The sequence below is a fragment of the Sphingosinicella terrae genome (genome assembly GCF_003347635.1).
In the GTDB taxonomy this organism is placed as follows: domain Bacteria; phylum Pseudomonadota; class Alphaproteobacteria; order Sphingomonadales; family Sphingomonadaceae; genus Allosphingosinicella; species Allosphingosinicella terrae.
In genome coordinates this window covers 1-1,891 of sequence record NZ_QDFY01000031.1, presented here as the reverse complement: position 1 = coordinate 1,891, position 1,891 = coordinate 1, and the positions used below count along the sequence as shown (strand labels likewise).

Here is a 1,891-nt window from a genome sequence, read left to right as displayed (position 1 = left end):
CCGCGCGTATAGGGCGCGAAGCCGGGCAGGCCGGGATCGACATCGGCAACGTCCGCCGCCGTGTAGACGGGCTGGACGTCGATGCCCTCGGGCGTGCGCCAGGCAAGGTCCTTGCCCTTCACCTCCTTCGCGGCGGCGGCGTCCCAGTCGGCGCGGGTGGGTTTGCTGTCGGTCACTTCACTTTTCCCAAACCGTTCGGGCTGAGCCTGTCGAAGCCCTATCCTTCATAGCTACCCAAAGAAAGGAACGTCCTTCGACAGGCTCAGGACGAACGGCCGTAGCTTCAATGGCCCTTCGGCGTTTCCATCAATTCGACCAGAACGCCGCCCATGTCCTTGGGGTGCACGAAGATCACCGGCGTCCCATGCGCGCCGATGCGCGGCTCGCCAAGCACCTTCGCGCCCTTTGCCTCCATCTCGGCCTTGGCTTCATGGATGTCCGGCACCTCGAAGCAGACATGGTGCTGGCCGCCGGCAGGGTTCTTCTCGAGGAACTTCAGGACCGGGCTGTTCTCGCCCAGCGGCTCGAGCAATTCGATCTGGCTGTTGGGGGTGTCGACGAAACAGACGCGGACACCCTGCGCCGGCAGGTCGAAGGGGTCGTGGATCTTCGTGGCGCCGAGCAGGTCGCGGTAGAGCGCGACGCTCCTCTCGATCGACGGCGTCGCGACGCCGACATGATTGAGGCGGCCGAGGTTCATAGCAGGCTTTCCTTGAGACGAAGGCCGAACAGCAGGTCGATCGCGACGAGGGCGATCAGAGCCAGGCTGGCGGCGTGGAGGGCGAGGAGGAAGCCGAACTTGGCGCGGTCGTCCTCGCGATGGATCGAGGTGCGGTAGAGCGGCAGCCGGCCGGTGCGAAGGCCGCGCAGGATCCGCGCGGCGATGACCGGCACCAGGATCAGGGCGACCAGGCCGACGAACAGTTCCTCGGTGCGGCCGGAGTTCATACTTCGTGGTCCCCTTCCGACGGTGGGCGCGTCTCGCGACGAACGCTGACGATTACCCTGTCGTACACGTCGTTCATGAAATTCCTGGCCTGCTCCTCGGTGGCGAAGTGCAGGTTAACGCCCAAGCCGAAATTGAGCGACGCGCGCATGTCCCGCTTCCAGCCGCGCCGCGCGTTCCAGTCGCGGATCTCGCGTAGAACGAGTCGTCGTCCGGCCAGGTCCCAATCTGCGACAGCCCTTTCCAGCGCTGCCCCGGACGAGCCATGTTCTTCCACCCAGTCCTCGCGGAAGTAGCAACTGAGGAACTGCTGAAGCTTCGGCCAGAGCTCCTCTGCTTCCAGCGCCAGTTGTCGACTCTGGCGGCTCATGGCGCGACGCCTCGTCGCTCTTGCGGCCGATTCGCATTCAAGGCGCGCAGGTTCCCGAGCGGACGAGCGGGAGGACGTGGTCGCGAGTGAGGGGCGCCAGGACAATCGCGTCGCCGTCTAGATCGTACCAATGCGCTTCCTCTATCTCCGCCGCCGGGATGATGCCGCCGTCAAGCACGACTGCAAACAACTCGGCTTCGACCAATTGTCCGGGCTCGTTCGCCGCTGCGGCCGAGTAGCGGCCGATCGGGCGGGGTTCGCCGACGAAGCCACAGCCCAGTTCCTCGCGCAGCTCGCGGGCCAGGGCCTTGGGCCCCGTCTCGCCGTGCTCGAGCTTGCCGCCCGGCTGCATGAAGGCTTGGGTGCCGCGCTTGCGGACGAGCAGTATGCGGCCGCGTCCGTCGACGATCAAAGCGGCCGCGATGCGGATCGTCGGCGCGTCATCACAGCGGGATGTTGTCATGCTTCTTCCAGGGGTTTTCGAGCTGCTTGTCGCGCAGCTTCCTGAGGCCCAGAGCGATGCGGCGGCGGGTCGAGTGGGGCATGATCACCTCGTCGATGAACCCCTTGCTCGC

Annotated in this window: 5 protein-coding genes; all 5 read right to left on the bottom strand. The window is 65.8% G+C overall.

What is annotated here, in order from left to right; translation table 11 throughout:
* Positions 1-176, bottom strand: a 176-nt coding sequence (locus tag DDE10_RS23020) for a methylmalonyl-CoA mutase family protein (RefSeq protein ID WP_162806811.1), incomplete at its 3' end; no start/stop codon positions are given.
* A 107-nt stretch (positions 177-283) separates the two neighbouring features.
* Complete coding sequence (gene mce, locus DDE10_RS23015) at positions 284-700, bottom strand: methylmalonyl-CoA epimerase (protein WP_114955152.1); 417 nt, start codon at positions 698-700, stop codon at positions 284-286.
* Positions 697-948, bottom strand: a complete 252-nt coding sequence (locus DDE10_RS23010; protein WP_114955151.1) for a hypothetical protein — start codon at positions 946-948, stop codon at positions 697-699. Before DDE10_RS23010 ends, mce begins: the two co-directional genes overlap by 4 nt.
* The gene (locus DDE10_RS23005) at positions 945-1,316 is read right to left on the bottom strand and encodes a hypothetical protein (RefSeq protein WP_114955150.1); all 372 of its coding nucleotides are present in this window, start codon (positions 1,314-1,316) and stop codon (positions 945-947) included. The genes DDE10_RS23010 and DDE10_RS23005 overlap by 4 nt, the downstream gene beginning before the upstream one ends.
* Positions 1,317-1,353: 37 nt before the next feature.
* A complete protein-coding gene (locus tag DDE10_RS23000) occupies positions 1,354-1,779 on the bottom strand; it encodes an NUDIX hydrolase (RefSeq protein WP_114955149.1) in 426 nt (141 codons plus the stop codon).
* Positions 1,780-1,891: the final 112 nt, after the last annotated feature.

What these genes read in the sequence shown, in the direction of transcription:
- mce (WP_114955152.1), bottom strand. Translation starts at nt 700, where the DNA reads ATGAACCTCGGCCGCCTCAATCATGTCGGCGTCGCGACGCCGTCGATC.
- DDE10_RS23010 (WP_114955151.1), bottom strand. Translation starts at nt 948, where the DNA reads ATGAACTCCGGCCGCACCGAGGAACTGTTCGTCGGCCTGGTCGCCCTG.
- DDE10_RS23005 (WP_114955150.1), bottom strand. Translation starts at nt 1,316, where the DNA reads ATGAGCCGCCAGAGTCGACAACTGGCGCTGGAAGCAGAGGAGCTCTGG.
- DDE10_RS23000 (WP_114955149.1), bottom strand. Translation starts at nt 1,779, where the DNA reads ATGACAACATCCCGCTGTGATGACGCGCCGACGATCCGCATCGCGGCC.